Annotated in this window: 21 protein-coding genes and 1 riboswitch; of the genes, 11 read left to right on the plus strand and 10 right to left on the minus strand. The window is 39.4% G+C overall.

Features of this window, described 5'->3' with window-relative positions:
* Positions 1–59: 59 nt before the first annotated feature.
* The 3 genes from NSS80_RS19350 to NSS80_RS19360 are packed head-to-tail and all read left to right on the plus strand — an operon-like array spanning position 60 to position 4,412.
* Entirely contained in the window at positions 60–1,313 is a 1,254-nt protein-coding gene (locus tag NSS80_RS19350; RefSeq protein WP_041118352.1) for an MFS transporter, read from the plus strand.
* Positions 1,310–3,637, plus strand: a complete 2,328-nt coding sequence (locus NSS80_RS19355; protein WP_317221737.1) for an ABC transporter permease — start codon at positions 1,310–1,312, stop codon at positions 3,635–3,637. Before NSS80_RS19350 ends, NSS80_RS19355 begins: the two co-directional genes overlap by 4 nt.
* Before the next feature lie 13 nt (positions 3,638–3,650).
* Positions 3,651–4,412, plus strand: a complete 762-nt coding sequence (locus NSS80_RS19360; protein ID WP_211043760.1) for an ABC transporter ATP-binding protein — start codon at positions 3,651–3,653, stop codon at positions 4,410–4,412.
* A 32-nt stretch (positions 4,413–4,444) separates the two neighbouring features.
* On the opposite strand, the gene NSS80_RS19365 is transcribed toward NSS80_RS19360, so the two are convergent.
* The gene (locus NSS80_RS19365; RefSeq protein WP_041118358.1) at positions 4,445–4,657 is read right to left on the minus strand and encodes a hypothetical protein; all 213 of its coding nucleotides are present in this window, start codon (positions 4,655–4,657) and stop codon (positions 4,445–4,447) included.
* A gap of 410 nt (positions 4,658–5,067) precedes the next feature.
* Here NSS80_RS19365 and NSS80_RS19370 point away from each other — a divergent pair, with 410 nt between their 5' ends.
* A complete protein-coding gene (locus NSS80_RS19370) occupies positions 5,068–6,246 on the plus strand; it encodes a Rap family tetratricopeptide repeat protein (protein WP_317221736.1) in 1,179 nt (392 codons plus the stop codon).
* A 97-nt stretch (positions 6,247–6,343) separates the two neighbouring features.
* Here NSS80_RS19370 and NSS80_RS19375 read toward each other — a convergent pair whose 3' ends face one another.
* The 4 genes from NSS80_RS19375 to NSS80_RS19390 form a co-directional block, all read right to left on the minus strand.
* A complete protein-coding gene (locus NSS80_RS19375) occupies positions 6,344–7,192 on the minus strand; it encodes a PRD domain-containing protein (protein ID WP_317221735.1) in 849 nt (282 codons plus the stop codon).
* Between the two features lie 30 nt (positions 7,193–7,222).
* A complete protein-coding gene (locus NSS80_RS19380; RefSeq protein ID WP_317221734.1) occupies positions 7,223–8,689 on the minus strand; it encodes a glycoside hydrolase family 1 protein in 1,467 nt (488 codons plus the stop codon).
* A gap of 4 nt (positions 8,690–8,693) precedes the next feature.
* On the minus strand, positions 8,694–10,553 hold the full coding sequence (locus NSS80_RS19385; protein ID WP_342498386.1) for a beta-glucoside-specific PTS transporter subunit IIABC: 1,860 nt from the start codon (positions 10,551–10,553) through the stop codon (positions 8,694–8,696).
* A gap of 326 nt (positions 10,554–10,879) precedes the next feature.
* Positions 10,880–11,782, minus strand: coding sequence for a hypothetical protein (locus NSS80_RS19390; RefSeq protein WP_317221733.1), 903 nt, complete (start codon positions 11,780–11,782; stop codon positions 10,880–10,882).
* A 190-nt stretch (positions 11,783–11,972) separates the two neighbouring features.
* Here NSS80_RS19390 and NSS80_RS19395 point away from each other — a divergent pair, with 190 nt between their 5' ends.
* Both NSS80_RS19395 and NSS80_RS19400 read left to right on the plus strand, forming a co-directional pair.
* On the plus strand, positions 11,973–12,524 hold the full coding sequence (locus tag NSS80_RS19395; RefSeq protein ID WP_046312650.1) for a PadR family transcriptional regulator: 552 nt from the start codon (positions 11,973–11,975) through the stop codon (positions 12,522–12,524).
* A 4-nt stretch (positions 12,525–12,528) separates the two neighbouring features.
* Positions 12,529–13,011 (plus strand): DUF4188 domain-containing protein, encoded by a 483-nt coding sequence (locus NSS80_RS19400; protein WP_046312648.1) that lies wholly within the window; start codon positions 12,529–12,531, stop codon positions 13,009–13,011.
* Between the two features lie 11 nt (positions 13,012–13,022).
* Here NSS80_RS19400 and NSS80_RS19405 read toward each other — a convergent pair whose 3' ends face one another.
* The gene (locus NSS80_RS19405) at positions 13,023–13,646 is read right to left on the minus strand and encodes a CoA pyrophosphatase (RefSeq protein WP_046312645.1); all 624 of its coding nucleotides are present in this window, start codon (positions 13,644–13,646) and stop codon (positions 13,023–13,025) included.
* 170 nt (positions 13,647–13,816) lie between these two features.
* Here NSS80_RS19405 and NSS80_RS19410 point away from each other — a divergent pair, with 170 nt between their 5' ends.
* Together NSS80_RS19410 and NSS80_RS19415 are read left to right on the plus strand one after the other, a co-directional pair.
* Complete coding sequence (locus NSS80_RS19410; RefSeq protein ID WP_003215336.1) at positions 13,817–14,023, plus strand: helix-turn-helix transcriptional regulator; 207 nt, start codon at positions 13,817–13,819, stop codon at positions 14,021–14,023.
* Positions 14,020–14,700: a DUF3169 family protein gene (locus NSS80_RS19415; RefSeq protein WP_041118373.1), complete on the plus strand. Its 681-nt coding sequence runs from the start codon at positions 14,020–14,022 to the stop codon at positions 14,698–14,700. The genes NSS80_RS19410 and NSS80_RS19415 overlap by 4 nt, the downstream gene beginning before the upstream one ends.
* A 47-nt stretch (positions 14,701–14,747) precedes the next feature.
* On the opposite strand, the gene NSS80_RS19420 is transcribed toward NSS80_RS19415, so the two are convergent.
* Complete coding sequence (locus NSS80_RS19420) at positions 14,748–16,094, minus strand: amino acid permease (protein ID WP_317221732.1); 1,347 nt, start codon at positions 16,092–16,094, stop codon at positions 14,748–14,750.
* A 164-nt stretch (positions 16,095–16,258) separates the two neighbouring features.
* Positions 16,259–16,338: riboswitch (glycine riboswitch) on the minus strand.
* A 264-nt stretch (positions 16,339–16,602) separates the two neighbouring features.
* On the opposite strand from NSS80_RS19420, the gene NSS80_RS19425 reads away from it, so the two are divergent.
* The 3 genes from NSS80_RS19425 (at position 16,603) to NSS80_RS19435 (ending at position 20,171) form a co-directional block, all read left to right on the plus strand.
* Positions 16,603–17,622 (plus strand): LacI family DNA-binding transcriptional regulator, encoded by a 1,020-nt coding sequence (locus tag NSS80_RS19425; protein ID WP_024427590.1) that lies wholly within the window; start codon positions 16,603–16,605, stop codon positions 17,620–17,622.
* Positions 17,623–18,068: 446 nt separating this feature from the next.
* Entirely contained in the window at positions 18,069–19,250 is a 1,182-nt protein-coding gene (locus NSS80_RS19430; protein WP_070326227.1) for an MFS transporter, read from the plus strand.
* Between the two features lie 18 nt (positions 19,251–19,268).
* On the plus strand, positions 19,269–20,171 hold the full coding sequence (locus NSS80_RS19435; RefSeq protein WP_024423990.1) for a shikimate dehydrogenase: 903 nt from the start codon (positions 19,269–19,271) through the stop codon (positions 20,169–20,171).
* A 95-nt stretch (positions 20,172–20,266) separates the two neighbouring features.
* Here the strand turns inward: NSS80_RS19435 and NSS80_RS19440 are convergent, their stop codons facing one another.
* The 3 genes from NSS80_RS19440 to NSS80_RS19450 all read right to left on the minus strand — a co-directional run bounded on the left by NSS80_RS19440 (position 20,267) and on the right by NSS80_RS19450 (position 23,448).
* Positions 20,267–21,460, minus strand: a complete 1,194-nt coding sequence (locus tag NSS80_RS19440) for an MFS transporter (protein ID WP_252049949.1) — start codon at positions 21,458–21,460, stop codon at positions 20,267–20,269.
* A gap of 761 nt (positions 21,461–22,221) precedes the next feature.
* Complete coding sequence (locus tag NSS80_RS19445; RefSeq protein WP_317221731.1) at positions 22,222–22,887, minus strand: hypothetical protein; 666 nt, start codon at positions 22,885–22,887, stop codon at positions 22,222–22,224.
* Between the two features lie 21 nt (positions 22,888–22,908).
* Positions 22,909–23,448, minus strand: a complete 540-nt coding sequence (locus tag NSS80_RS19450; protein ID WP_306654640.1) for a DUF2247 family protein — start codon at positions 23,446–23,448, stop codon at positions 22,909–22,911.
* Positions 23,449–23,494: the final 46 nt, after the last annotated feature.

A 23,494-nucleotide genomic window follows, 5' to 3' on the forward strand; every position in this document is an offset into this window, starting at 1 on the left:
CAATACCAATCCTGCATACATTATAGACTGACGGTCGGTCTAAAAGGAGAGTGATATTCATGTCTTTGTTATCCAAAAGAGGGGCATCCCACTTTATCTACCTCGTTCTCGGACAGATTATTTCCGTTTTCGGATCTTCTCTCATTCGGTTTGTTCTATCTTTACATGTACTGGATATGACGCACCGAGTTGATTTATATGCCTTACTTTTCGCTTTATCCAATATCCCGCTCCTTCTCTCTCCCTTAGCTGGTGCCATTGCTGACCGGTTTAACAGAAGGAACTTAATGATTTTATTTGATGTCCTCACCGGCATGATGATTCTTGCCTTTTATTTTTGGTTATTTTCGGGAAATGATTCACTCTATATGATCGGAGCTGTCATGATACTGCTTGGCGTGATGAGTACGTTCTATGCTCCCGCTGTCATGTCCAGCATTCCACAGCTAGTGAAACAAGAGCAATTAGAACAAGCAAACGGCATCGTCAATGGCGTTCAGGCACTTTCAGGTGTTCTCGCACCTATTATCGGAGGAGTTCTATACGGAATGATTGGAAGCCAATCCATCATCGGTGCAAGTGCCATCGTATTTTTTCTATCAGCCTGCATGCTTTTAAGGTTAAACATTTCCTTCTCCCCTAGTCCGCTGACAGAGTCTATGGGCAATGTGCTCATAAAAGATATGAAACAAGGATTTTCTTATATTGGAAGCCAGCCATTTTTAAAAAGGGCCATGCTGCTTGCCGCAATGTTAAATTTCATCCTTACACCATTTTTTATTGTTGGGGGACCAATCATTTTAAGGTTCACAATGAAGAGCAGTGACATCATGTATGGAATAGGCATGGGCTTGATTGAGTTCGCTGTCATCGCAGGGGCTCTGCTAGTTGGACTTGTAGCGAAGCGATGGCGCATTCCTACTTTATATCGCTGGCTTCTTGTCATCGCAGTCATCTTGCTGCCTGTGGCGTTCTCAACATCCAAAACAGCTCTTCAATTTGGCACTTATCCAGCTTATTTTCTCTTTTTAGCAGGATGCCTTCCAATTGCTATGCTGCTGACTATGATCTCAATCGTTGTGATTTCACATGTTCAAAAGAAAACACCAAATCATCAGTTGGGAAAAGTGATGGCCAATCTGACAATGGTTTCTCAATGTGCTGCTCCGCTTGGTCAAATGATGTATGGATTTTTGTTCAATACGTTTTCAGCCACCGTGTATGTGACGGTGCTCATCGTCAGTACTTTCATGTTTGCACTAGCCTGCTTAACAAAAAATATGCTTCAGCATGAAGGAGAATCAGCCTCATGAGATTAGCGTTTATAAAGAAAGACTTAACCCGTCACCGCCTTATTGCAATCGGCTTAACCATTTGCATCATGATGACTTCATTTCTCGCAGCAAGTGCAGCTCAAATGATCGTACAGCTGAATGGTTCCATTTCTAACCTGCTCCATTCTGCCAAAGCGCCAGACTTTGTCCAAATGCATGACGGCGACCTAAATGAAAAAGACATTGAAGCATTTTCAAGCAAGCAGTCCATGGTAAAAGCCCATCAAATCGTCCCAATGATACCAATTGAACACGCAAACATCAGGTTCGGACATGAGCCTGCCAAAGCAGGTGTGATGGATCATTTATTTGTGAAGCAAAATCGCAACTTTGATTTTCTTTTAAATGAACAAAACGAAAAGCTCACTGTCAATAAAGGAGAAGTGGCTGTCCCAATTTATTTTCAACAAAAGTATCAGCTCAACATAGGTGAAACGTTACTGATTGAGAAAGGAGCTAATCAATTCACCTTTCGCATCAAAGCGTTCTTGCGAGATGCACAAATGAACCCCAGTCTTGTCAGTTCAAAAAGATTTCTTCTTCATAACGAGGATTGGGATGCAATAAATCAAGTGTTTCATCACAAAGAGTACTTAATCGAATTTTTACTACATGATGCCGCTCAGACAGATACCTTTCAAGCAATCTATCAATCATCACAACTGCCACAACAAGGTCCATCTGTCACATTACCTTTACTGCGTATGCTGAATGCATTGACAGATGGAATGGTCATTGCCATTCTCCTGCTTGTTTGCCTGCTGCTCATCAGTATAGCCCTTCTCTCACTCCATCTTGCTATGACGGCTTCAATAGAAGAGGATGAACGTGAAATTGGCATACTGAAGGTGCTTGGGATCCCTTTAACAAGAATCAAGCAATTATACGTTGGTAAGTATGCCGCGCTTGCTTGTGCAGGGTGTATAGCAGGATATGTGTTAACGCTTATATTTGGTGATATGTTTACAACCAATATCCACCGTTACATGGGGAATCAGCCTTCTTTTGCTCATTGGTTAATCCCGCTTTTTGTTTCTATTGCGACGGCAATGATCATCATCTCTTGCAGCTATGCTGTCTTAAGAAAGTTTGGTCAAATATCAGCTGCTCAAGCACTTCAAGGCGTTATCAACCCACTGGGTCAAAAGAAAAGAATACCTATGCACCTCAAGAAAAGCAGGTTCTTACCCGTCAATATTTGGCTTGGTTTAAAAGATCTGATATCACGAAAGAAGCTGTACACAACGATTTCTTGTATTATTGCACTCTGTACATTTTTAATGCTCATGCCTATTCAGCTATGGCATACCTTACAATCACCGGATTTCATCACATACCTTGGCTCTGGTAAAAGTGACCTTCGAATGGATATACGCCAAGGAAATCATCTAGCGAAAAATACAAACGAAATAGAATCAATGATTCGTGAAGATCAGAGCATACAAACAGCAGCCATCTATAAAACTACTTCTCTTCAGGTGAAATCAAAAGAGAACACATTAGAAACGCTCTACTTAGAAACAGGTGAGCTCTCAGCATTTCCCCTCAACTATTTACAAGGACGGCAGCCTTTAAAGAATGAAGAAATTGCCTTATCCGTATTAAATGCAGATTCACTTCAGAAAAAGATAGGAGAAAGAATCACTCTCGTAACTAATGGGCATGAAATCCAAAGAACGGTAACAGGTATTTATCAGGACGTGACCAATGGAGGCAAAACAGCAAAAGCAATATCACAGCCATTTCCTCAAACAGCTCTTTGGCAAACCGTTCAAATCCAACTAAAACCAGGAGTAAATATCGCAGAGAAAAAGACAGTATTTGAAAAGAAGGTATCTCCTGCAAAAGTGACAGATATGAAAGAATACGTTCATCAAACGATCGGTAGCACAGCAGCTATTATAAAAGTTATTGCATTTTTTGCTGCATTAGCTGCCTTTGGAACCGCCAGCTTAATGCTATTCATGTTTCTGCACATGTTAAAGGCGAAAGATTCAAGCCGAAACCACACGCTAAGAACAATTGGATTTTCTATAACAGATATAACAGTACAATATATAACGAGTTTTATCGCTGTTCTTTCTTTTGGCACCTTTATTGGAACAATCGCGGTCAATACCATTGGTCCTGCTTTGATGAGTATAGGAGGAGCAACATTAGGAGCGTCGAGCCTCCAGTGGCTGTCACCGCAATTGGTGTCAGTTGTGTACCCAGTTACACTATTTATTGTCAATTTAGCTTTGACCACCTGGTTATTGAAGACGTTTTTTTCTAGTCAAACGACAAGGCAAACACTTTTATAAGGAGATGTTTCACATGGAACACTTGATTGAAACGCAGCGATTGTCTTTGCATATCAATTCATTAAAAGGACAAAAACAAACCATTCTTAAGGATATTCATTTATCGATAAAGCATGGGGAATTCGTGACCATTATGGGACCTTCTGGATGTGGGAAAACATCATTACTTTATCAGCTTAGCGGCATAGAAACAGCTTCAACAGGAGAGATCGAATATAAAGGCCGATCACTATCAGAAATGACAGACAAACAGTTAACTGCTCTGCGCTTAACAGAGATGGGGTTTGTCTTTCAGCACAGCCACTTATTAAAAAATCTTAATTTATTTGACAACATCATAGCTGCAGCTTATTTAGCAAAGAAAAAGCCAAGACAAGAATTGAATGAACGAGCTCAATATTTAATGCAAAAACTCGATATTGATCATTTGGCAAATAGATATTTGACAGAAGTATCGGGAGGACAGCTTCAAAGAGCCGCTATCTGCCGAGCGCTCATGAATGAACCAGACATACTTTTCGCTGATGAACCAACAGGTGCTCTTAATTCCAGTACAACGAAGGAAGTGATGAATATTTTTTCAAGTATCCACTCTGAAGGAGCAACACTGCTGCTTGTCACACATGACCCCAAGGTGGCTCTTCGTTCTGAAAGAATCATGTTTATGAATGACGGGGAAATTGTAGCCAGTTTACAACTAGGAAGATATGATCACTCAACTGCCGAGAATCGAGAAATGAGATTAAATCAATGGCTGCAAGATTTAGGTTTTTAATTTGAGAACAAACAGGCAGGAAACTGCCTGTTCTATTTTTTTTGGCACTCAAACGAGTAATCCATAGACAAACTATTTGTTTCTAAGATGATTTTGCCGCCAGCTTGTTGACAAGATTCTGTCAGCAGCTCAATTTCTTTGCTATAAAAGTATCTCTTTGACATATAAACAGTCACTAAAACAAGTAACAGAGTCGCGATAATGACTGTGATTTGTCTATTTAAACTTGGAAATCTTTTTTTCATTTCAACATCCTTTCTAAAGGTCTAAGTTTGTGTTTAATACTTACTTTTGGCTACATCTATCAGTTTCTTATCTCATGATCTAGCAACATCATACATGATTTTCTTTCCTAGATCGACCTTCCATTTTCCCTCTGAAATAGCTAAAACTTCTTTATTCCAAATATACGAGTAATATTTTCGTTCATTATCATAAAATCCATATTATATATTCCTTTTTTAGACTTCCAAAAAGAGATTTTATTCATTTGTGCTAACAAGCAATCACCCTTACAATATCGTACATCACATGACCTTAGGTCCCTTTTATTACCTCTTGTCAATCACTTCACAGAAACGATTATATTTTTCCAAAAATTGTGATATCGTTTTTTATGAAACAGGTGAAAGGATCTTAAAGAGGTGAAATTTCCATGGCTATCATTTCTGCTGAACAGGTGGGGAATCGTTTAAATGATTGGAGAATTGCAATTCGCAAGCATGATGTACACAGTGCAAAAGCAATGTATACAGAATTAAAAGAATTACTTCAAAAAATGGAAGAGAATCAGGAGGTCTTGACCTATTACTCATTGCTAGAAGGCAAGTATAAGCTCTTGTTATATGAACGAAGAGGTACAAAACTGAAGGAACAGACAGAACCAGATTGCCCCTCTAAAACAAACGACTTAATTGAATACTATTTTTACCTATACAAAGCCCTTTACGCTTCATATAAAAGAGACTATGCATCAGCCATTGGACTGTTTAAAATTGCCGAGAAAAAACTACAACACATTCCTGATGAAATAGAAGTAGCAGAATTCCATACGAAAATCGCCAACTTATATATGCTGCTTCGTCAAAGCCTGATTTCTCTACACTACATTCAGAATGCTATTGATATTTTCAAAAGTCATGAAGGATATGAGAGAAGACTAGCTGCAGCCTTTGTCATCGCCGCTGCTAATTATATGGACATTGGTGACTTTATAAGAGCAGAAGACTACTACAAAAAAGCATTACACATCGCAGACAGTCTCAACGATCATTTTCTAACATCACAGCTTTATCATAATATCAGCATTTTGTACGCCGAAGCTGGCGAATCAAAAAAATGTATCGATGCCCTAGAAAAGGCTCTTAGTGATGAAGACTATCTCTCTTCGTGTTACTTTCATCACTCCATGTACATGTTAATGAAAGAGCTGCTTTCTATCGATGAAAGGACACAAGCTCTCTATTACTTCGAATTGGTGAACCAAAAACATGAATCAGAGAAATGCCCCATCTATACAGCAAAAATGAATTTGCTTTACCATCTATATTTCACTGAAGATATGGCTCAAAAAGCTCAAGCCTGTTTCGATGAAATCAGCATTCTTAAAAAATTAAAGGATGCTGAAGGAGCCTGTGAATTAAGTGCATTAGCTGCAAAATACTTTGAAGAGCTGGGAGCAATTCATCAAGCCTATCTTTTCTTAAAGGAAGCTGATCGCATGAAACATCCTATCATTGACTGGGGGAATTCTAATGAAAAAAATGAGTTTATTGATTATCGCTTTAACCATCGTTGTTTTAGGACAAACAGGGGCTTTCAATTCATTAAATGATGAAAATCCTGGTACAACAGAACGACCTATCGGAACTTAATATAAACATTGGTCATACAAAGAACCACTCGCCTCATCAAGGCAAGTGGTTCCACATTTATTTTAGTTGCTGATAAGATATGAGGCGGTGTATATGTACCGCAAGATAAGTAAGCTCATCATTAGGAATGACGATACTATGCACCTGTTTAATATAGTCTTTGATCTTAAAAGCAACATCCATCGCTTGAGGATATAAGTGTGCAATTTGTTCAAACAACTCATTTTCTTGATCTGATAATAATTTATCAGCATAAAATCTTTCTACAAAGAATTTCACATGTGTAATGAACCGGCTGTAATGAATATTCTCTTGATCCATTTTCATATTCAATGTATAGCGCACAAGATTGACAATACTCCCGATCATCTTGGCATATTTCATACCATCTTTCGAATCGGATTTTTCACCTAATGCATTAATTAAGTGAAAGGCGATATTAGCAGCTTCTTCTTTTGGTAATTGTATGCCCAATGTGTCATTGACTAACTCAAGTGCGTAATTCCCTACTTCAAATTCTTCCGTATAGTAGTTTTTGATTTCCCAATACACGCGATTCGTAATATTAATATTCTTTTTATGACGTTCCACTGCAAAATTCAAATGATCCATTAAGGTAAAATAAACACCTGAATTTAAAGTTGAGTTTAAACATTTTTCTGCATATTGGACGATGTGCTGAGTTAAATCGATAAACTCCTGAGGCATTGAATCTAACAGTTGAAGAAATTCTTTTGCTCTCATGTTATCAACTGACATAAAGACTTGGTCCGCTTTTTTCTCTTCTATCATTTGACCTGGTTTCTGTCCATAGCCAATTCCTCGGCCGAACAATACCATCTCCTGTTGGTTCTGATCTTCAGCCAGGACCACACTCGAGTTTAAAACTTTTTTGATTTTAAACATCGTCATCACCTGTTTTCATGATTGTGGTGTTCAATCAAGCGATTCACCATTTGTCTCAATGACTTTTTGGTACCAATAAAATGAATCTTTTCGAGATCGTTTTAATGTCCCGTTCCCGTCATCATCTTGATCGACGTGAATGAAGCCATAGCGTTTTGACATTTGTGATGTACCTGCACTAATAATATCAATCGAGCCCCAGCTCGTATATCCAAAGAGATCGACGCCTTCTTCAATCGCTTCTCTCATTTGACGGAAATGCTCTTTAAAATAGTTAATACGATAGTCGTCATGGATAGAGCCATCACTTTCAACTACATCCTTTGCACCCATGCCGTTCTCGACAATGATAAGAGGTTTTTGATAACGATCATACAATTCGATCAAAGAAATTTTCAGACCAATCGGATCAATTTGCCAGCCCCAGTCAGTTGAAGGAAGATAAGGGTTTTTAACCCCGCGAATTGTGTTCCCTTCTGTCTCTTCTAATCCTTCTTGGGCTGACTCCGTTAAAGACATATAGTAGCTGAATGAGATAAAATCTACTGTGTTTTCTTTTAAAATGGTAAGGTCATCTGCTTCCATTTGAATATGAATATCTTTTCTCTCAAGCATGCGCTTGATCAGTGGCGGATACTCGCCAAACACTTGAACATCTGCATAGAAATAGTTTTCTAAGTTTTGTTTCAAAGCTTGTTCCACATCATTCGGGTGGCACGTATGCGGATACGTTGTCAATTTTGTCAGCATACATCCTACCTGGCTGCCTGGGATGATGCGATGGCAATCTGCTGTTACGAGAGCAGATGCGACAAATTGATGATGAAGTGCTTGGTACACCGTTTCTTCCACTTTTCCTTCTGGGCAGCGATCAGGAATAATTCCTGCTGTAATGAAAGAGTGGCGGTGAATACTATCAATTTCATTAAAGGTGAGCCAATATTTCACATCATGTTTATATCGTTCAAAACATACATTGGCGAACTTCACAAAGAGATCAACGACTTTTCTTTCAACCCAGCCATTATATTTCACACTAAGCGCTAAAGGCATTTCATAATGAGAGAGAGTCACGATCGGTTCTATGTTGTGTTTTTTCATTTCTGCAAAGACACGATCATAAAATTGAAGCCCTTTTTCATTCGGTTCCGCTTCTTCTCCAGTAGGGAAGATACGACTCCATGCAATAGAAATCCGAAGTGTTTGAAATCCCATTTCTGCAAAGAGAGCCAAATCCTCTTTATAGTGATGATAGAAATCGACACCTCTGCGTTTTGGATATTTTTTATCGTCTGGATCTTTCATTGCACGATCTATATTTTCAGTGGTAACAGCAAGATGACCTTCATAATCTTCTACACTCAAGTTGGAACGGTACATTGCAATATCTGCAACAGACGGTCCCTTTCCATCTATATTCCAGGCGCCTTCTGCCTGGTTAGCCGCAATGGCGCCGCCCCATAAAAATCCTTTTGGAAAACCTTTGATTTTTGTCATATGATTAGCCTCCTAATTGTGTAACAACCATCAATGTATCTTGACGATTGACCTCTTGTAATGGCTGTACCTTAATATCATATTGATCTGTATTTGTGATTACAGCAAGTGTTATTGGATCATATCCTGCTTCCATGATTTTTTCTAAATCAAATTCAATCAATAAATCTCCTGCTTGAACACGATCTCCTGCCTGCACTTTTGGATGGAAATACTGTCCTTCCAACTGAACAGTGTCAATGCCGATGTGGAATAATACTTCAACCCCTTGGTCCGTTTTCATACCAAGCGCATGGTTTGTTTCGAACAGCAAGGTCACCTCACCATCTACTGGTGCATAAAGTGCTCCTTTTGAAGGTACAATGGCAATTCCGTCCCCCATGACCTTTGAAGAAAAAATATCATCTTTTACTTCAGATAGAGAGATCATTTGACCAATCACAGGGCTTTTGAAAGTTTCTCCTGCTCCAATTTGTTCAGCAAATGCAGCTTGGTCCTTTGTCTTTTCTTCTACTGTTCGATCTTTACCTAATACAAAAGCAGCGATAAATGCGACAATAAATGAAATGACTGCTCCAATGATAGCAAACATCAGATTTCGCGGAAGTTCATCTGATATAAACATCGACATGCTTGCTAATCCAGGGCCAACAAGCACAAAGGCTTGTATACCAACTAAACCAATGAAAATTCCGCCAACAAACGAACCAATCATAACACTTCCAAGGACTCGCTTATTTTGAAGTGTTACACCGTATAACGCCGGCTCTGTGATACCAAAAAAGGCTGAAATCCCTGCCGAAATGGCTGTTGATCTGAGTACCTTGTCTTTTGTTCGAAGTGCCACAGCAAAACACGCTCCACTTTCCGCAATATTATGCGCAAGTGATGCCGGTAAATAAAGTGCTTCTTTCCCAAGGGTTCCCATCGTTGTGACTGCATAAGGGACCATTGCTTTGTGCATGCCTGAAGCAACCATGAATGGGAGGACCGCTGCTAAAATTGCGACAGCTACCCAGCCTACTGTATTAAACATTGCAAGAATAATTGATGAAAAACCTTGTCCTGCTGTAAAACCAATCGGTCCTAATAGAAGCAACGTAACTGGTACAGTAATGACCAATGACATCATTGGAACGAAGAAAATTCGAATTGGTTTTGGTGAAAACCGCGTAAAGAATTTTTCCATTTGAGCGTAAAGCAATACAGAAAGGATTGCCGGAAACACTTGATACGCATAAGCTATATTTTTTACATCGAATGACAGTAATTGTGCACCTTCTGTAAGCATTGCTGTCATGTTCGGCAGAAGGAGCGCACCGACTGGTGATAATGCGACCAGTGGGTTTACTTTTAGTTTATTCGCCGTCGTTACAGCAACTAATAAAGGCAGAAAGTAAAGTGGTGCATCACCTACCATGTTCAGTATTTGATAGGTTTGTCCCTTTGCATCCATCCAGCCTAATAAAGAGAAAAGGAGAAGAAATGATTTTAAAATTCCTCCGCCTGCGATAGCTGGTACAAGAGGCTGGAAGACACCGACAATGAAATCTAACAGGACTGTGCCTGCTTTTCTCTTTTCTTTTGGCTGATTGGATGGCACGTCTTGGCTTGATGAGCTGCTGCCTATTAAACTTGTTACCTTTTGATACACTTCAATGACGTCATTCCCAATCACCACTTGGCATTGTCCTGACATTCTGACAGCTATGACACCTGGTGTTTTTTCTAGTGCTGGTACATCTGCTTTTTTCTGATCAATTAGCGTGAAGCGAAGTCTTGTTGAACAGTGCTCAAGGTGCGCAATGTTTTCTTTGCCGCCTATATGCTGTAAAACGTCTTTGGCAACTTGTGTGTAATCCATTTTTTCTCCCCCTTTTCTCATACATGAGACCTATATTTTGGCAATAAAAAAAGGACCTAAAACGACAAATAAAAGAAATTCATCGTTTTTAGATCCTGCCTGCATGACCAGTCACATGTCTAATTTATTCATATTGGATTTGTTTTTAGTATATATTGATTATATGAAAGCGTCAACATTTATTTTTCTAAAAATTATTAAGGTCTATATACCCAAATTCATTTTCCTTAATTAGTTGAAGCGTTTACCTTCCTCCTTTTTCCACAAATAACTATTTTCATTATAAAAAACCAGATAAATTTATTCATTCATCTGGTTATCAACATCTATTTTTTCTTTTCTTCTGCCTGCTTTTTAAATGCTTCAGATTGTTTTTGATATTCCTGCTTCGAGACTGGTTTAAATTCTACGATGCCGCCTGCTATTTTCAGAGGAAGTTTTATTGATTTTGCACCTCGATTCGTTGAGCCTACGATAATACCAGTTTTGTGCTCTTCGATTTGAGGATAGGTACTGATATCAAACATGATTCCATCAGAAACACCACCCGCTTTATGTTTCGTCTCTTTATAAGGTTCACCACCATCCCCTGGAACTGTTCTCATTAGAAAGGCCCCTGACCATTCAGACTCAATATGCATGTGCTTTACTTGTAGAAATAGTTGGTATGAACCATCCTCCGCAGTATACAGATAACCATAAGCACCTGTTACTTTCTTGATGTAGTCTCTTAAATAATCATAAAATCTAGTTTCTGAGTCATCAATTAACTCATCATATCGATCTTGAATGGCTTTTTGATACGCATTTAATTTTTTTTGATCAACTGCTTTGTATGTGATGCTTTTGTTTTCACCTTGTTTTTTCACAGAAAGATCTTTTCCAGCAACATGTACTTCATACATCACCGGATCTTTTCCTCGCTTCACTTCAAATTCATAACCGTTTTCTATTGCTTTTCCAGTTAATTGATATTTATGTTTAAATAAATTCGGATCAAAATGCATTTCCGGAATTTCTTCTAAAATGGTTTTATTCAAGTGACCGGTTACTTTCCCTTTTCTCTCCGTTACCTTAAACCAATTCACGCCCTCTTTTGTTTTCTGCGCAAAGGCGTAGGATTGATTTAATGCACTCTTTTTTCCGATTGCTTGATAGGCTGACCAGCTGACTGCACCAAGGACTAATACCGTCAGGACAGCCACAAACCAGATTTTCGATTTACTCATACGTACCCCTCCAATATATAATCTGATGAATGATCATCCATATATATGAGTGATTCACCTCTCTGATTAACAAAATCAGGTAAATATCCACTCCCTTTATCGAATTTATTTTCAACAACCCCTTGTATCTGCCACTTCACATCATTTATTATATATCTAAAAGATATATCTTTTAGATAGGTGTGCTGATATGAAAAAATACAATGATACGACGTATGCGATTTTAGGTATTTTAACGACTGATTGTAAGTCGGGGTACGAAGTGAAGCAATTAATTGATAGAAGCCTGCATCATTTTTGGAAAATCAGTTATGGACAAATTTATCCAGCTTTAAAGTTAATAGTCGAGGAAGGCCTTGCGGAAGTTTCACCTGCTGCTGCTTCTAGCCGCTCAGACAAGCGGGAATATCATTTGACTGAAAAAGGACTGGATACGTTAAGAGAGTGGCTGGCGCAGCCGCTTGACCAGTTACCAACAGAGCGTAATGAGGTGTTATTAAAGTTATTCTTCGGTCAATATCTTTCGTTTGAGAAAAAATTGGTGCTTTTACAGGATTATGAGAGGCAGCTCCGTATTCGTTATGAGACATATGTTGCGATTGAACAAAACATTCAAGAGCTTTATCCAGATGAAGCGGATGCGAAGTATTGGCTGTTTACTTTAGATTATGGAAAAAGAGTGGCTCAAGCAGGAATTGATTGGTGCGTGGACACATTCCATTCGATGAAGAAGGAAGGGTAAATGAATGAAAAAAGACATACGTGCGGGCAGATTTACAACGGACAATTCTGATTCGATTGTTGTGTTCATCATCGGAATGAGGATCAACAAACGCTGGGCCATTCATCAATGGCTGCCTGTGTTCATAGCGATGCCTGGCATGATCAAGGAACTGTATACCCATCAAGATGAGCTTGGCTTTCTTGGGACAGAGAATTACTTTGGATTACGCACGACAGCGATGATTCAATATTGGAAATCAACAGATGACCTCCTTGCCTATGCCAAGATGGAGAAGCATTTGGCTGCTTGGAAAGAATTTAACCAAAGAACACGAAATAATGATGCCGTCGGAATTTATCATGAAACGTACCAAATTCAAGCCGGCTCGTATGAATCCATCTACGTGAACATGCCTTCCTACGGACTGAGCCAAGCAAAATCCCCTATTTCAATAAGTAAAGGTCAACAAACAGCGAAGGACCGTCTGAATACAACAAATTCCTAGAGAGCGACTCTCTAGGAATTTCTTTTTGTAACGGTCACAAAATGCTTTAATATGCGGGCTGTTAATCCCCATATGGTGTAGTTTTCGTAATCATAAAACCATTCCTCAATCGAACGGCTTCCCCAGCTGTATTTTTCACCATTCATGATTTTTTCATAAGGGAAGTCCTCTCCTGGTGTTGGCTGAACGGATACATGATGTAAGTACGGCTCATATTGGCTGAGCCATGATAGAGGCACGGTAAAAGTCTCCTCTACTTCTTCTTGATTAAAGGAGTGTTTCACTTTTTGCTCATCAATGATACCGACATATGGGTATACCACAAAAGATGGAGAAGCGATATAAGGACTGAGCTGTCCAAGGATCTCGACCGATTCTGGCGGAATGCCCAGCTCTTCATGTGTTTCTCGCAGTGCAGCTTCCTGTGCAGTTTCGCTGCCGTCAAGCTTGCCCCCAGGAAAGCTAATATCCCCCGGCTGTTTTCTCATGGTCAACGATCGGACCTCAAATAATATATGCCAATCTCCATTTACTTGCACCAAAGGGATAAGGACTGCTGCTTTGAACGCTGTCTCTTCTCCAATGAACAACGGTTGTGATTGATGTAAGTCATTTTTTAATTGATCAATGAACACGGACATCACCTGTTTTCTGTTTCTCTTTTCTTTAGCGTATCATGGTTCACCTTTTCAATAAAGATGATCTTTCTGACAATTATTTTTATCATTTTGACAACTTTACTTGTCAAAATGAATATAATGCTTTACAATTAAGGAAAGATTTCAACCAAAATTGAGGTGACAGAATGAAAAATCGGTTAAAAGAGCTTCGTGCGCGAGATGGTTTAAACCAAACTGAGCTTGCAAAGCGTGCAAAGGTCTCTCGTCAAACCATTAGCTTAATGGAACGAGATGAGTTAATGCCGTCTCTATTGCTCGCTGTTAAACTTTCACGAATTTTTCAGGAACCCATTGAACGTATTTTTCTATTCGAGGAGGATGAACTCTCATGAAAACTGTATACAAAATGCTCTTAGGTGCTCTTCTTGGCTTTCTCGGCGCTTACTGTCTGCTGGCAGCCGAATTTGAAATGACACTTCTTGATGTTGCATTTGAAGCCACTCTTGTCATCAGTGGATTGACGATTTTATTGATTATTTATTGTTTTTCAGGGATTTCACGTATGAAAAAAAGAGTATCTCTTTCGGTTTCTGGAGATGAAGAGGATGAACTGGAGGCAAAACAATATCGGACCTTTACTGATTTGACTTTAGCCAATACGGTAAGTACCATTTTTTCCATTGTTGCCATCGGTATCGCGATCGTCACCGAGCAGCCCATTTGGTTGATTCTCGTCAATGCTGCTTTATTTATTGTCTCCATTATCAGTTCATATATAGCGATATCTGTTCTAAAGCTTGTCTACCCTAATCGCAACCTGCCAAGTCCATCTGACAAAGATTATAGTAAAAAGCTGCTCGCTATTTCAGACGAAGGCGAAAAGCATGTGATGCTTGGCGGACTGTTTCACACGTATCAAATGATGAATGTTCTATTGACCGGCGCCATGTTTATTTTGATTGTGTATTCCCTTGGAGCCAATCACTCTCAGCTTTTCTCAATCATGGTCATTGGGGTTGTTTTGATCATTTTGAATGCAAATTATGTGCTAAAGATTAGAAATCGTTAAATGAACAAAAGCACAGCCTCATGCAAAGGCTGTGCTTTTTCCGTTCATTATGACGTGCGGCGTTTCTTTCGTGCATAAATCAATAGTAAGAAACCAAACCAGACCGGCGTTAATAAGAGCGCGGGGCGTGTTGCATCTGCAAACAGCATGATCACTAGAATCGCAGCGAAGAGAACCAAAACACATATATTCACAAAAGGTGTGAACGGTGCTTTAAAGGTAGATGCTGTATGCAGTTCAGGCTTTGTTTTTTTATATTTCAAATGACAAATTAAAATAATACTCCATACCCAAATGAAACAAATGGCACTGATCGTGGTAACAATACCAAAAGCTTGCTCGGGAATCAGCTTGCTTAAAAGAGCTCCAACCGATACCACAATCGTCGAAACGAATAGCGCATTACTTGGGACAGCATGCTTGTTCAAACGTCCAAAGGAAGCTGGACCCTGCTTTTGATGACTGAGATTATACAGAATGCGGCTTGTCGAGAACATACCGCTATTACAAGCTGATGCCGCAGATGTCAGGACGACAAAGTTGATGAGCCCTGCTGCTACTGGTATCCCAATGAGTCCAAAGGTTTTCACAAAAGGACTTTCTGATGCGCTGAGTTCAGTCCATGGGTTGATACATAGTAAGACAAAGATCGCTCCCACATAGAAAAATAGAATTCTTAATGGAATCTTATTAATCGCAGAAGGGATGTTTTTTTGCGGATTGGCTGTTTCTGCTGCGGACACACCGACCAGTTCAACTCCCACATACGCAAAAATCACCATCTGGAATGACAATAAGAAACCTGTGACACCATTCGGGAATAACCCGCCATGAGACCATAAATTCGTTACTGTCACCGGTCCGGCATCTGTTTGAAAACCAATGATTAAAAGAACAATTCCAACCCCGATCAATAATAGAATTGTAATCACTTTAATGAGTGCAAACCAAAATTCCATTTCTCCGAAAAGCTTTACCGTTAATAGATTCAATCCTAGTAAAATCAATAAACAAATGATGGCAGGAATCCACTGCGGGATGTCAAACCAATACTGCACGTACACACCGACCGCAATGACATCCGCCATCGCTGTCATAATCCAGCAAAACCAATAGGTCCACCCTGTCACAAAGGAAGCCCACGGGCCGAGATAGTCCTCTGCAATATCGGTTAATGACTGATAGCCTGCCTTCGATAAAAGCAATTCTCCGAGTGCCCTCATGACAAAAAAGATGGCCATCCCGACAATTAAATAAGCAAAAATAATTGAAGGACCTGCCAATTGAATAGCTTTTCCAGATCCTAAAAACAGTCCTGTTCCAATGGTTCCGCCAATGGCAATCAATTGCACATGACGGTTTGATAAATCACGTTTTAATTCTTGTTGTGCCAATGCTAACACCCTCCTACGACACGATCTTATCCTGAAATAATGAACCCTTTAAAAAAGTCCATAAAAAAAGAGATTGGATGCGCTCCAATCTCACGGTCATAAAAGAATTGCAAAATAGAGAAAAGTCATACACGGCATCATCCATGCACCACAAATACAATATTTCGTACTCTTCTGTCCTTTTGCCTGAGATTGTGAACCCTTCGGCGCCGCACACACATGCGGTCTCTCCAGAAGCTGCTCCTGCTATAGTGTGACCCACAGCATTCATAGCCTTCGTTATTTAATTAAAATGTTGCTATTTCTGAATAATTTTATATTTTACGCCTCATTCAGAAAGCTGTCAATGGTAATCTTTTATGATTTACGGCGGTACGCATATGTCTTCACTTCATCAATCCCCCCTGATTCATGTATAATAAATCAAAAGATGTTCGGCTCGTTTGATGGAGAAATCCCTCTTGATCATGAACAAAGTTAAGCAATCCATGGAAGTTGGTGAAGATAAATGAAAAAAATGAACAAACAGCGTGTTACATTACAGGAAGTCGCCAAGCATGCCGGTGTCTCGACTTCAACGGCATCACTCGTTGTTCGAAATAATCCTAGAATCTCTGAAGCCACACGAAACAAAGTACTGCAATCCATGGAGGACTTAGGATACGTATACGACCGCGTTGCTGCTAACATGCGGTCAAAAAGCTCAAATATCGTTGGTGTGATTGTGACGGATATTTCTAACACCTTTATTTCGGAGTTTTTAATTGGCGTACAGACCACACTTGAATCGCTGGGCTATACTGTTTTACTTGGTACAACCTTTGACAGTGTCGATAAACAGGAGCGGCTCATTTCCACCATGGTAGAGCACCGAGTGGGCGGGATTATTTTAAACCCAGCTTCGAAAAGCTCTGCTCGAACGGTCAAACAATTAAATCAAATTCGCACCCCAAAAGTACTGGCAAATCGTGAATTATCAGACGTGCAATGTGACTATGTCGGCGTTGATTATGAACAAGGTACTTGGATGGCGGTTCATCATCTTCTTCAAAAAGGGCATCGCCGCATCGCTTTTTTAGGCGGCATCAAGACTTCTTCGACTTGGATTGAGCGGATGAAAGGTTTCAAAAGAGCTCATGACGAAGAAAATGTGACGATTGATGATTCTCTTATTATTGATATAGAACCTACTCGTGAAGGCGGGAAAGAAGCACTTGCCCAAGTGATGGATCAGCCTGAGCCCCCTACTGCTATTTTTTGTTTTAGTGACTTATTCGCTTTTGGGGTCATTCAAGCCCTGTCAGCACGGGGCATCAAGCCTGGTGAAGATATCGATGTCGTTGGATTCGATAATGTTCCTGAAGCAGAAATGTATCATCCGCCGCTCACCACTGTTTCCTCCTTCCCACGATCCATCGGGGTAAAAGCAGCGAACCTTTTATATCATAAAATGAACGAACAGGATGAAGAGCTGCAGCGATTGATTTTAAAGCCTCAACTTCATATTAGAGAAACCTCTCCATCATGATGAAAAAGAGAATTGTGTGCAGCAATTCTCTTTTTTTATTGATCAAGTCAACTATTTCTTTGTTTCATTTTTCTTTTTTTAAATCACAAAGTCATAAACTTGACACATTTAAAATGCAGGAGTATATTTATCTCGTTGCTTCTTTTAGTATATCGTTATACCTATTTCGTCATATCATCATTTCTATCAAAAAACAGTTAAAAGTGGTTTTTTATGATTCTGATCAAATCATGAAGTTTCACTTCCTAATCAAGGCTGTTATTATTTTTTGCATTTTAGTAGAACGATGTACTTGATTGAAGAACAGATGAATATTCATTATTTTTTCATCAATCACATAAGGGGTGTTGTGATGGGCTTCATATTATTCATTTTGAAGGAAACAATAACAAAGGGTACACAAAGAATTTGACCTTAAATGGGGTTTCAAATATAGGAGTGGGAACATGAAAAATCCTTATATAAAATCGTCACTTGGCATGTATTTAAACTACTTCATGCTTGGCATGATCAATATTATTGTAGCTTCCAACATGGACAGCTTATCTGAACGCTACCATGTGGATATTCCGAAAATCAGCTTGCTTGTATCGGCGATCGGAATTGGTAAACTCATTGCGCTTTTTTTCTCAGGCCGGTTAGCCGACAGCTGGGGACGTAAGCCTGTCATTATTACAGGAAATTTTCTTTACTTATTATTCTTAATTGGTATTCCAACGACAACAAGTTATACACTGGCATTTATCTTTGCGATTTCAGCAGGTATTGCCAACTCACTGCTTGATTCAGGAACCTATCCTGCTTTGTCAGAGTCATTTCCGAAAAAAGCAAGTTCGGCTTCTGTTTTAGTAAAAGCGTCTGTATCCATTGGGGCGACTGTTCTTCCATTTATCTTGGCGTTCCTAGTGGCACATGACATCTTCTGGGGCTGGGCGTTCTTTGGACTAGGGCTTCTTTATTTACTTGTAGGGATTTACTTAATCTTTATGCCATTCCCGAACCATAAGCAAGTTTCTTCACAAGACGCTCTTCCAGTACAGGACCAGCTGAAAGAAGAACCAAAAATGCTTGGCGAAGGTTTAGCTGTTGTACTGATGGGATTCACATCGACTGCATTGTTTGTCGTATGGCAGACATGGCTTCCGCAGCTCGGGTTAAAATTAATCGGACTTGGCACAGAACAAGCTACACAGCTTCTATCTTATTTTAGTATTGGTGCACTGGTATCTGTTCTATTGCTTTCGATCGTCTTAGATAAATTCATTTCACCGATTATGGTGGCGATCATTTATCCAATTGGAGCGTTCCTTGCGATGCTTGCACTATTCCAAGTTGAAACTTACAGCATTGTCATTGTCAGCACCTTCTTCTTAGGACTATTTACAGCGGGAATCTTCCAGCTGGCGATGAGTATTATGATGAAATTGTTCCCGACAAACAAAGCAACGGCTTCATCCTATGTAAACATTGCGGCAAGCTCAGCGTTTATACTCGTGCCGCTCATTACAAGTGGATTGGTCAGTACGTACGATATTAAAATGACGTTATTTTTCGATATGATCATCGCAGTTATTAGCATATTACTAGCGGTCTTTGTTCTTGGACGCATGAAAAAATTATTTAGATAATTAAAGGAGATGTCAATCATGACAAACATACATGAACGTAATATTGATGGGAAAACAAAATTAGTTGGTCTACTTGCTACACCAATCGGGCACAGCCTTTCACCACGTATGCATAACCTTGGCTATACACTAACAGGTATCAACTATGCTTACCTTGCATTTGAAGTAGGGAATGATGAACTAGAAGCAGCCGTAAATGGTATGAAAGCAATGGGTGCAGCTGGATTTAACGTCTCTATGCCGAACAAAATGAAAGTACTAGATTACTTAGACGAACTAGATGATTCTGCAAGATATACACGTGCTAGTAACACTGTAGTGAACAAGGATGGTAAGCTCATCGGCTACAACACAGATGGTCTTGGATATGTAAGAAACTTGATTGAACATGGTGTTGAATTAGCTGGTAAGAAGGTCACTCTCGTTGGCTCTGGCGGTGCTGCGACTCCGATTGCGATTCAGCTTGCACAGTCCGGCATTCGTGAAATTAGTATTTTTGCTCGTAATGATCAATACTTTGTTCAAGCAGAAGAAAATGTAAATTACATCAACAACGAAATGAAATCATTCGGTGTCAAAGCAAACATTTTCCCACTTGAAGACAAAGACGCGTTCCGCCGTGAAGTAGCAGAAAGTGCGATCCTGGCAAATGGGACAAGCCTTGGCATGAAACCACTGGATCAACTCAGCATTATCGATGATACACTTGATGTACTTCGTGAAGATTTGATCGTGACAGATGTCGTATACAACCCGCAAAAAACAAAGCTTCTTGCGCAAGCACAGGAAGCTGGCGCCAAAACCATTAACGGTCTTGGAATGATGCTATGGCAAGGTGCACTTGCTTATAAACTCTTTACTGGTGAAGATATGCCAGTTGATCAAGTAAAACAAATTCTTTTTGAAAATGACCGTTTCTAAAACATAAATAGACAAAGGGCTAAAATGATATCATTTTAGCCCTTTGTTTTCAGCTCTACACGCTGAGACGACTTCCTGCGGAAGTCGTCTTTTTTTTAATCATGTATCATGATTTGACGGTATCGATACAGGATATACAGTGCGCCGATAATGGCCGCAACAGCCACCACTGCATCGAACATAAAGATTTGTAAAATGGACGCGTGGCTCTGAATTAAACCTGTTACGACCGGGATGACGATAGCCGACACGCCGCCCGCTGTAGAGATAATCCCTGTCATCGTCCCTTTGTTTTTCCAGAAGAATTCAGCCATCACAGTTAACGTCAGCTGAAAAACTCCTGCCGTTGAAAATCCCAATACAAACGCATTGACGGTTCCTATGACTGGGGATTTCACGACCAAGAGCACACAAATGGAAACAAGTGTAATGATTGGGTAGATCAGCAGTACAGTGACCGGACGGACAAAGCGGCGCAAAAGAAACGCGAGCATCACGACAGACAGCAGCCCGCCCATGCTATAGTAACTGAGCAGTTTTACAGCACTGCCCGATGCCATCCCCAAGATGGCCTCACCGTACGTAGGAAGCCAAATTTGCGGCAGCGCATACAGTCCATTTGACGTAAAGCTGATCAAAATGAGTGCGATCCCTTCCCTCCAAAATGTAGGCTCTGTCGAGAAGCGCGGAAGTCCGTCATACTCCGTTACCTGGACTTGCTCCACCTTACGATGATTCGGAAATGGCAAGGTCCACAGCATCAAGACATTCACAAGATAGATCAGAGCAGGGACAAAAAATGAAATTCCATAAAACAAATCATGCTCTGCTAAAAAGAAAATCGCCAGTGGCAAAATGGTTGCCCCAATGGAGATAAAGGCCTTCACCATCACATTCGCAGATCCCGAGTTTTGCGGAAAAGCCTCCATTAACGCAGGATATGTTCCTGCATCCATTGCCGAATTCGCGACGCCTGCCAAAATCGCAAATGCAAACGCGATTTGATAATTCGGAGACAATGGGATTCCGATGAGGAACACCGCCATCAGCACACCAGAAACCAAAATGACCGGCTTACGCCCAAAACGATCTGACAGTATACCTGATAAACCATACGTGAGCACCCTGCCAATGCCAAGCGCCGAAATCATATAACTAATTCCCGCACTATTGGTATCTAACTGTTTGATTAAAAATGGCATATTTGAAGCCAAAATAATATTGACCATACCTAATAAAAAATAATTAATATACAGACTAGAAGCCGTTCTCACATACGGATTCCTCATCCTGACACACCCCTCAACACCATCGCAATGAAGTGACAAATAATGGTTACGCTTACAAGATCTCATATGTGAGGAAGAACAGCTTTTCAGCCTTCACGTTCATACATCTCATCATGTCATGCAGCTCACAGCTTACACGCCCTTCATGTATCAAGCATTTCTTCAATTTTTCACTGCTCTTATTTTATACGAATGCGAAAGGTAAAGATAGTGAATTGCTTAAATTTGAAGGGAATTCATCGATCAAGCGTATGACACCATCGATAGAAAAAAGGAGTGGTTCATTCCACTCCTTAAATGATGTCTCAATTCTGTTCATCGCAGCCCCCAAATACTTAGCTCATAAAAATATTCCGTTCTCTCGATGCGTAATCCAAAACGGAAATATTCTTCCAAAAATAAAATCCCCATACCCACTTGAAAATTTTGTTTGCTCAAGAAGGTGATTTAAATGAATAAAGACTTCATACACATTCACTTTAAGTGCTTCAATTTCATGCTCTCGATAGTATTCTCCATGTATTTAGATTTTATGTTCTCTCGATTGAAGGAAAGCAAATACCTTCTGACAAACAGTACTCAGCGATTTTATAAAATCCATATACCACTATTCGAATTCTATAGAAATTAAACAACCAGTCCTCGAAAGAGTTTCGACAACTGGCTGTTTCATACGGTGTTTTGATCCCAGTCTCTCAAAACCGGGGATCAGTCCCGAATATGGTGATTGTTTAAAATATTACGGGATCATTTTGAAAATACTATGAATGGCTTTGTATTCGCTCCCGTATTTTCTGGGTATGATCTTGATTTAAAATCATTGCCAATTCGGCCTCATTTAGAACAGATCCCCATCTAAAGATAATTTCACTATTCAAACCATACTTCAAAAAAAGCGCTTGATAATCTATTTCATCACTATTCTTATCCAATCCTGAGTAAAACAAATCTTTTATAGATTCCTCTGAGAGCATAGAATCCCTTCTACTGGCAATCATGAAACTAGATTGATACTGATCCATAATTCGCAATGCTTTATCTAAATCATGTTGAGGAACCTTGGCCATACTGACATAAAACGGTTTTTCATGTTCATCTAAAAGTAATTCTGGCCCCTTTTCAAAACCTGAAGTATTTATGTCTGAATCAATAGATTTCCATACTTTTCGGAATCTCTCTATTCGCGAATGTACATCACTTACTTTCTTACTCAGAAAGATATAAAAATGGTAATTAGTCAATTGATCGCTAAAAATTTCGATTAGTTCATTTTGACAATAACTTTGAAAAGTTTTAATTCCACCATTATCTAAAAAGTAATATCCATTAATACTATATACACTTAACTGTTTAAGTTCATTTATTTTTTGATCTAACCACTTATAGTAGTTTGTCACTTCTTGTTCAAATTCAAGTTCTAATTTCATTAGGCATCTTTTGATCAGTAATTAAAATTGCTCGAATTGAACAACTTCTTTTTCTTTTTGTAAAAACTCCTCAAAAAGAGAGACTAACCTATTTATATTCTCTTCTTTTGAATACAGTAACGGATTATAGCCATCTGAAGAAGGCATATAATGAATAAACGGTTCCATATCCTCAGGATAGCCAAAATCTGCGTATACTTCAGAAAGCTCATCCAACAACTCTTCAGGTGAATTCTTATTTTTTTCTTTTAAGTGAGACGTTATACCATATCTCCATTTCCTTTTTTCAACGTCCCATTGACTGGATTCTTCTTCTACCAAATCATTATATAATTCTACCAAAACCATTTGAAGTTTTCTATAATCCTCATCTGGGTCGCCATCTCCCCAAGCTAATTCTAGGATTAAAGAATTTTCACATTCAGTATGATTAGATAAATATTCCACAGCATACTTGCTTATTTCTTTGTATGAAATCAAATCTAGCCTAATTCCTACATATATAGTTTTCCAATTAACTTTTATTTTGTGATGTTTTAAATGCTCTAATGAAAAATTCATAATTTAATACACCTTTTGTGATTTGACAAACTCTATTGTCTCCTCC

It is taken from the genome of Bacillus sp. FSL M8-0350 (assembly GCF_038593345.1).
Classification (GTDB): Bacteria; Bacillota; Bacilli; order Bacillales; family Bacillaceae; genus Bacillus; species Bacillus safensis.

What these genes read in the sequence shown, in the direction of transcription:
- NSS80_RS19440 (WP_252049949.1), bottom strand. Translation starts at nt 21,460, where the DNA reads ATGAGGAATCCGTATGTGAGAACGGCTTCTAGTCTGTATATTAATTAT.
- NSS80_RS19350 (WP_041118352.1), top strand. Translation starts at nt 60, where the DNA reads ATGTCTTTGTTATCCAAAAGAGGGGCATCCCACTTTATCTACCTCGTT.
- NSS80_RS19445 (WP_317221731.1), bottom strand. Translation starts at nt 22,887, where the DNA reads ATGAAATTAGAACTTGAATTTGAACAAGAAGTGACAAACTACTATAAG.
- NSS80_RS19375 (WP_317221735.1), bottom strand. Translation starts at nt 7,192, where the DNA reads ATGTTTAAAATCAAAAAAGTTTTAAACTCGAGTGTGGTCCTGGCTGAA.
- NSS80_RS19355 (WP_317221737.1), top strand. Translation starts at nt 1,310, where the DNA reads ATGAGATTAGCGTTTATAAAGAAAGACTTAACCCGTCACCGCCTTATT.
- NSS80_RS19400 (WP_046312648.1), top strand. Translation starts at nt 12,529, where the DNA reads ATGAAAAAAGACATACGTGCGGGCAGATTTACAACGGACAATTCTGAT.
- NSS80_RS19370 (WP_317221736.1), top strand. Translation starts at nt 5,068, where the DNA reads ATGGCTATCATTTCTGCTGAACAGGTGGGGAATCGTTTAAATGATTGG.
- NSS80_RS19435 (WP_024423990.1), top strand. Translation starts at nt 19,269, where the DNA reads ATGACAAACATACATGAACGTAATATTGATGGGAAAACAAAATTAGTT.
- NSS80_RS19380 (WP_317221734.1), bottom strand. Translation starts at nt 8,689, where the DNA reads ATGACAAAAATCAAAGGTTTTCCAAAAGGATTTTTATGGGGCGGCGCC.
- NSS80_RS19430 (WP_070326227.1), top strand. Translation starts at nt 18,069, where the DNA reads ATGAAAAATCCTTATATAAAATCGTCACTTGGCATGTATTTAAACTAC.
- NSS80_RS19390 (WP_317221733.1), bottom strand. Translation starts at nt 11,782, where the DNA reads ATGAGTAAATCGAAAATCTGGTTTGTGGCTGTCCTGACGGTATTAGTC.
- NSS80_RS19365 (WP_041118358.1), bottom strand. Translation starts at nt 4,657, where the DNA reads ATGAAAAAAAGATTTCCAAGTTTAAATAGACAAATCACAGTCATTATC.
- NSS80_RS19415 (WP_041118373.1), top strand. Translation starts at nt 14,020, where the DNA reads ATGAAAACTGTATACAAAATGCTCTTAGGTGCTCTTCTTGGCTTTCTC.
- NSS80_RS19425 (WP_024427590.1), top strand. Translation starts at nt 16,603, where the DNA reads ATGAAAAAAATGAACAAACAGCGTGTTACATTACAGGAAGTCGCCAAG.
- NSS80_RS19360 (WP_211043760.1), top strand. Translation starts at nt 3,651, where the DNA reads ATGGAACACTTGATTGAAACGCAGCGATTGTCTTTGCATATCAATTCA.
- NSS80_RS19395 (WP_046312650.1), top strand. Translation starts at nt 11,973, where the DNA reads ATGAAAAAATACAATGATACGACGTATGCGATTTTAGGTATTTTAACG.
- NSS80_RS19385 (WP_342498386.1), bottom strand. Translation starts at nt 10,553, where the DNA reads ATGGATTACACACAAGTTGCCAAAGACGTTTTACAGCATATAGGCGGC.
- NSS80_RS19410 (WP_003215336.1), top strand. Translation starts at nt 13,817, where the DNA reads ATGAAAAATCGGTTAAAAGAGCTTCGTGCGCGAGATGGTTTAAACCAA.
- NSS80_RS19450 (WP_306654640.1), bottom strand. Translation starts at nt 23,448, where the DNA reads ATGAATTTTTCATTAGAGCATTTAAAACATCACAAAATAAAAGTTAAT.